Annotated in this window: 9 protein-coding genes; 4 read left to right on the forward strand and 5 right to left on the reverse strand. The window is 35.3% G+C overall.

All coding sequences use genetic code 11. The features are described 5' to 3' along the window. Position 1: 1 nt before the first annotated feature. From QM818_RS01710 to QM818_RS01730, 5 genes are all read right to left on the reverse strand, one after another. Positions 2 to 181, reverse strand: a complete 180-nt coding sequence (locus QM818_RS01710) for a hypothetical protein (protein ID WP_045612837.1) — start codon at positions 179 to 181, stop codon at positions 2 to 4. Next, positions 178 to 630, reverse strand: coding sequence for a hypothetical protein (locus QM818_RS01715; RefSeq protein ID WP_084926978.1), 453 nt, complete (start codon positions 628 to 630; stop codon positions 178 to 180). The genes QM818_RS01710 and QM818_RS01715 overlap by 4 nt, the downstream gene beginning before the upstream one ends. A gap of 312 nt (positions 631 to 942) precedes the next feature. Beyond that, the gene (locus QM818_RS01720; RefSeq protein ID WP_084926966.1) at positions 943 to 1,203 is read right to left on the reverse strand and encodes a hypothetical protein; all 261 of its coding nucleotides are present in this window, start codon (positions 1,201 to 1,203) and stop codon (positions 943 to 945) included. An 11-nt stretch (positions 1,204 to 1,214) separates the two neighbouring features. Beyond that, positions 1,215 to 1,817, reverse strand: a complete 603-nt coding sequence (locus tag QM818_RS01725) for a Rha family transcriptional regulator (RefSeq protein WP_084926965.1) — start codon at positions 1,815 to 1,817, stop codon at positions 1,215 to 1,217. A gap of 163 nt (positions 1,818 to 1,980) precedes the next feature. Continuing rightward, on the reverse strand, positions 1,981 to 2,166 hold the full coding sequence (locus QM818_RS01730) for a hypothetical protein (RefSeq protein ID WP_004245570.1): 186 nt from the start codon (positions 2,164 to 2,166) through the stop codon (positions 1,981 to 1,983). Between the two features lie 149 nt (positions 2,167 to 2,315). Between QM818_RS01730 and QM818_RS01735 the strand changes: the two genes are divergently transcribed. The 4 genes from QM818_RS01735 (at position 2,316) to QM818_RS01750 (ending at position 5,804) form a co-directional block, all read left to right on the forward strand. Continuing rightward, positions 2,316 to 2,837 (forward strand): helix-turn-helix domain-containing protein, encoded by a 522-nt coding sequence (locus QM818_RS01735; RefSeq protein ID WP_084926964.1) that lies wholly within the window; start codon positions 2,316 to 2,318, stop codon positions 2,835 to 2,837. A 5-nt stretch (positions 2,838 to 2,842) separates the two neighbouring features. Further along, entirely contained in the window at positions 2,843 to 3,112 is a 270-nt protein-coding gene (locus tag QM818_RS01740; protein WP_084926963.1) for a DUF4177 domain-containing protein, read from the forward strand. Between the two features lie 360 nt (positions 3,113 to 3,472). Beyond that, on the forward strand, positions 3,473 to 4,447 hold the full coding sequence (locus QM818_RS01745; protein WP_173267092.1) for an Abi family protein: 975 nt from the start codon (positions 3,473 to 3,475) through the stop codon (positions 4,445 to 4,447). Positions 4,448 to 4,637: 190 nt separating this feature from the next. After that, positions 4,638 to 5,804 (forward strand): tyrosine-type recombinase/integrase, encoded by a 1,167-nt coding sequence (locus QM818_RS01750; RefSeq protein ID WP_261039004.1) that lies wholly within the window; start codon positions 4,638 to 4,640, stop codon positions 5,802 to 5,804. Positions 5,805 to 6,075 lie beyond the last annotated feature (271 nt).

A 6,075-nucleotide genomic window follows, 5' to 3' on the forward strand; every position in this document is an offset into this window, starting at 1 on the left:
GCTATGCCCTCGCTTGGTAATTCTTGATATAATTCACTTGATAGCTGTGCTCCATCTTCAGAAAGTCGTACACCTCTTCTGGAGTTACTTTATCATCTAAAAAGTCAATTATGAACTGAAAGAGGTTCGGATGTCTATCCTTGATTTTAGTCATTCGGTTGTAAAATTCTGATTGTGTCATTGCATTGCCTCTTCAAATTTTTCTACAAGACAATCTTTATTTACTTGTCGAGTCCCATTTTTAGAGTTAAAAAGAATATCCTTCAAGGTTATAGTAGCCTCTAAATACTCCTTTTCAGCATATTCTATATACGCCTGTTGCTCTGTTGCATTGTCAAAAAAATGCTTGGCTTGGCGTTTAAAGAATGCTTGTCGCATAGCATCCAATTCAAAAATACCAGGGCTGAAAAAGATTCCCGTAGTTCTTTTAGAGATCGCTTTGATTTTATGGCTGTCATTCAATTCAGGAAGTTCAATCCAAAGTAAGCGGTGTAAATCTTCTTTGATAGCTTTTAATTGTCCTGATAAGAGTCCTATTCTTAAAAAATCATTGTTTTCGTCTGCTTGGTGTAATTCCATACTAATTCTATCCAAGCTTTTAGCGATAATATCGTATGTTGTTTCTGTCATAGTCTGTTTTCCCTTTTTCCTATATTGGATTGTTTCACCACTCCAAACGCTGGGCGATTGCCCCAAGTTGGCGAACGCTTGTAGCGGTGTTTCGTGAGTAATTACCCATCTTTCAGCTAAACAAGGCCTTAGAATCACCCTATCAGCACTTGATTTTCAAAACCTTTTCTAATTGCTTGCCTGCTCTTCGGTTTTTCTTGAGATATTTGATAGAATAGATATTTTTTGCTATAATCAAAGCATAGAAAAAATTTCTATACTCTGAATTGTGTCGCTTGCTCTCCTCGTCTAAAATTTGAGCAAGTGATTTTTTTATTTTCTTTTTGCATAATTACTACCTGACTGTGGTTTATAAAGCAAGTCTTTGCTTTCGATAAGATCTAGAATCCAACTGAATCCCTGCTCCACCGTTTCAAGAAATGCGCCCAGGTCTTCACTGTCCAAGTTCTCGTAGTTCATACAAATATATTCGGCTAGTTGTCTGTCTTTCTCAACTAGCTTTTTAAAATCCTTGGGATACTTAGGAATTTCTAACCCCTTGGCATTTGTAACTGTCTTAAAATCATTTTCCATTTTCTATACTCCTATACTTTAAAAATTAATTCCTTAATTTCTGAATACCCCCTATTCAAATTAATCATAGCTATTGCCATATCTTCCAAACGTTGGTAGTTTGTCAGTTCTGCACTTGTCAAGCCCTCAATGCCGTTCTTACTTTCTCGCTCCTTCATGAGTTGCGCTTTATTCTTCCCTGTCACCCCCTTTAGTAGTAAGTTTGTAAGAGTACTATAGGCATGCTTGGGGGCTTTCTCCCATGTTTGAATAGCTTCAGTTAAACTTTTACGCTTCGGTTTTTCCAGTTCTCTTTGAAGATAGCGTTTAGAAAGTTCATCACGCATTTCAAAAAAGGCTTTGACTAGGTTCTTCTTAAACTCTTTTACGGGTTCTGTATTTCGTAAGTAAGTGATCAGCAATGTTGCTTGTTGCTCGTTCAAAATATAATCCCGTACATTTTGCCCACTCTCTGAAGGTGAAATTTTAAATGTCACCTTTCCAAAACTCTCAAAGTCCTCTCGGTGTTTATTCAGCAAAATCTTCAAATGTCTGTGCTTAATTTCAGCGCAGTCTGCAACGATACTGCTCAGTGTATACGGCTCTTTCTTGCCGTCCATATAAACCAATTCCATTGGTTCACTCCTTTCTTCTTGTTGCTCGTGCTTGCCACCTAAAACAGTACCAAGGTAAATCATTGTGGTAGGGAAAATTTAGGAGAGAATAAACCCCTACAAACCCTTGATACTGCCATAGGTAGCAAGCAGAAATATTCTTGATTCTGTCTTATGCTCCTTTCTAATAATCTTCAGCAAGCCATTCCATGGCTTTTTGGTAAATGCTCGGCTTGACTTCGCCACCGTCTCGAATTTTTCGATAGGTAACTTGTGTAACTCCGATTTCTTCGCCTGCTTGCTTAGCAGTCAATTTCTTATCAGCTTGCTTTCGGCGAATCGCTTTTGCTTGTGTTGAGGTAATAAGCAATAAAATCCTCCCTTTCTTTTGCTAACTATTTGTTAGCTTGGTTGTATTGTAGCGTATTTTTTGTTAGTTGTCAACAACAAAATGATAAAAAGTGAATTTTTTGTTAGCTTTTTGTTATTTTGTGATATAATTAAAATGAGGTAATATACATGAACAGATTAAAAGAGTTGAGACAAAAAAAAGGCGACACTCAAGAGGACGTCGCTAAAGTTATGGGTGTGACCCGTAGAGGATACCAAAAATGGGAAAACGGAGAAAGTCAAATCAAACCAGAAAAAGCTCGACAGCTTGCTGACTACTTCGGAGTAAATGTTGCTTACTTATTAGGATTTGAAGATAAACAAAATATTTTAAAAATAATCCAAAGTAACGAATTTAAAAAATTACTTAATGATATAGATATTGAAAAAATAAATGAACTTGGTTCGGCATATAAAAACGTTGAAGAACATATAAATAATCCTGTAAAGTATAACAATTTTGGAAAAGGATTGCTTAATCATATCCCATCGTATATGTTTACAATTGAAGAACTAATAAATGCTGATAAAGAGAACAATACAAATTTTGCAGATATTTTAATCAACTATATTTCTTTAAATGACTATGATAAAAAAATAGCTTTTGATTTAGTTCAAAAACTATCTGAGAGAGACAACGAAAAGGAGTAACCCCCATGGGATTTTTTGATACTGTAAAACAAGAAGGTAGTTTTTCTACCGCTTCTGGAGTAAATGGACTACACTACGTTGTTCTTCAGGTAACTTTGAAAGAAAAGTTTTTCGGCACTGGATCAGGAAACCTTACAGAATTAGAAGAGGTTATCAATAAACAAGCTTCAAAAGGTTATCGCCTACATACAATCACAACCGCCAATGGTGGAAGCAAAGGTTTAGGCGGTGGTGACCGTATCCAGGCTACAATGGTTTTTGAGAAGATTCTATAAAAATCCTCCATATTCGCCAATAGTGCCCCTATTTCTAAGGTCTATTGTGCAAAAACAAGGGAAAGTGAAAAATAGAAAGCCAATTTTACAAACTAAAGCGCAAAAAACGGCAAAAGTGACAAATAGAAAAAGACAAGCCTGCTACTGCTGACTTGTCTGACAATGCAATAAAAGCAACTTTCCCAGCGTTGAGTTTTTTCGATACTCAAAAATTTTTAAAAAACAAACTAAAAATATTGACAAAAACTAAAAATTACAGTATTATTAGGCAATGAGAAGAGTTTCTGCTCCCAAGGGAACAGAGTACGCGAAACACCGCCTAGTTCTACTAGGTGGTGTTTTTGTATATAAGGAACATATATGAAACCATTTCAAACATTAGATGAACAAATAAAACTTCTCCAGTCTAGAGGTTTAGAAATAGATAACATAGAAGAATGTAAAAGATACCTTCTAACTAACAACTATTACAACGTCGTCAACGGATATAGTAAGTTTTTTCAAACATCAAAAGATAAATTTATAGCTGGTGCAGACTTTAGAGAAATAGCTGCAACACACTTTTACGATAAAGAAATTAAATCAGCTTTTTTAAAAGCAATTATAGATGCAGAAAAACACTTTAAATCCGTACTGGCATATCGTTTTTCAGAATCATATCCAAAGCCATACTCTTATCTAGATATTAATAATTTTGAAACACAAAAAGATGCAAAAAGGCTCGCACAAATTACAAATTTAATCAGTATATTAGCTAAAATACTCAATGATTATAATAGGGATAAGCAAAACAATTCTATAAAACACCACTATAAACAACATGGCGTTGTTCCTTTCTGGGTTATCATCAATGAACTTACATTAGGGCAAGCATTTAACTTTTATAGAAATCTAAACACTGATATAAAAAATCAAATAGCTAGAGATTTATCACCATTCTTACAAGAAAATATTGAATACATCCAAAATAGACCTAGTAAAGACCTTTTAAGCGGAAAGGCTTTAGAAAGTATTATTAAAAATATACTAGAAATTAGAAATATCACTGCTCATAATAATAAACTTTTCAATTATAAATGTCGTGAGAATCTTCCACAACTAGCTTATTTCCACTATTACAATAACAATGCCAATACATCAAGACAATCTGTATATTATGTTTTTCTTGCCTTGCAATGCCTACTTGCTTCCACACAATACGCTCAATTACATAACACTATTATAAAAAGAACCAAAGCTCTAAATAAAAAAGCGCACTCCATTGAAGCCGGCATTGTATTGGACACACTTGGATTTCCGAATAATTGGTATAATATCACTGACACATTAAGATAGAACTACTTGCAATATATGGGCTTTTTCAAACCCCATATATGCCCCATATCCGCCTTGCTTCCTATTCTTGTATAATTTACCGTCCGTCCTCTTAAAATCGAAAATAGAGGGGTTCTCGTAGCTCCTCGCATGGTATAAACTCAAAACCTTTTCTAATTGCTTGCCTGCTGATGGAAAAAGGAGTAAAACCATGAAAATTACACAACACACGAAAAAAGACGGATCAGCAGTCTACCGCTCCAGTATCTATCTTGGCATTGATTCTGTGACTGGTAAGAAGGTCAAGACTACCATATCAGCACGAACAAAGAAAGAACTCAGAAACAAGGCCACCCAGGCTAAGGTAGAATTTGAGAAAAACGGCTCTACACGGAAACAACGCTCACATATAACAACCTATAGCGAACTTGTGGACTTATTCTGGCAAACCTACCAGCATACCATAAAGACTAATACGCAGATAAAGATAAAAGGTTGCTTAAATAATTACCTCTTGCCCTCATTTAGTACTTACAAACTAGATAAACTTACTCCTGTTATTATCCAAACTCAGGTAAATAAGTGGGCGGATGAGTACAATCAGGACGGAACAGGATATAAAGAATACAATCATCTTCATGCCTTAAATAAACGTATTCTACAGTATGGAATTTCTATTCAAGCATTAGACAATAACCCTGCTCGTGATATTGTTATTCCTAGAAAGATAACCAGAGATAAACAAGAAATTAAATACTTTCAAGATCAGGAACTTAAAAACTTCCTCTCCTATCTCGATAACCTGGAGAATACCTTTATCAATTTTTATGATACTGTGCTTTATAAAACGCTCCTAGCTACTGGACTGCGCATCCGTGAATGTCTGGCCCTGGAATGGTCTGATATTGACCTGCAGAACGGAACGATCGATATTAACAAAACACTCAACATTTTAAACCAGGTAAACAGTCCTAAGACAAAATCAAGCTATAGAGTTTTAGATATCGATCATAAAACAGTGCTCATGCTTCGTCTCTACCGAGCAAGACAAGCAGAAAACGGTAGAAACATTGGCTTAACCTATGAGAAAGTATTCTCTGATAGCTTTGACAACTATGTCAATACTCGAAAGGTTGATTATCGCCTACATAAGCACTTAAAAAACGCTAACTGTACTGATTTAGGCTTTCATGCTTTCCGACACACTCACGCTAGTATCTTGCTTAATGCCGGATTACCATACAAGGAGATACAGACACGGCTTGGCCATGCAAAAATATCTGTAACTATGGATACGTACAGCCATTTATCAAAAGAGAACCAAAAAAGAGCAGTCTCATTCTTTGAAACTGCCCTCGAAAAAATAAAAAGTTCTTAAAAAAGTCCACAAAATAAAAAAAGTGACACATAAAACCCTTATGTATCAACGATTATAGAATGATTTCGGTATAATGACTATTATACCGAAATTTTCTCATTTTTAAAAGAAAAAGGGCGCTGGTAAAGGATAATCTTCACCAACGCTAATTTCTCAAAGTAACTTCCACTTGCCCAACCAAAGTGGAAATTAGTCTAAAACGGATTTTTATGGTGGAATTAAGTGTGAGACGTTTGAGTTAGAAATGAGGTCTACTATGACAAAACATAAA

The organism is Streptococcus mitis, from assembly GCF_047464035.1.
Classification (GTDB): Bacteria; Bacillota; Bacilli; order Lactobacillales; family Streptococcaceae; genus Streptococcus; species Streptococcus mitis_DX.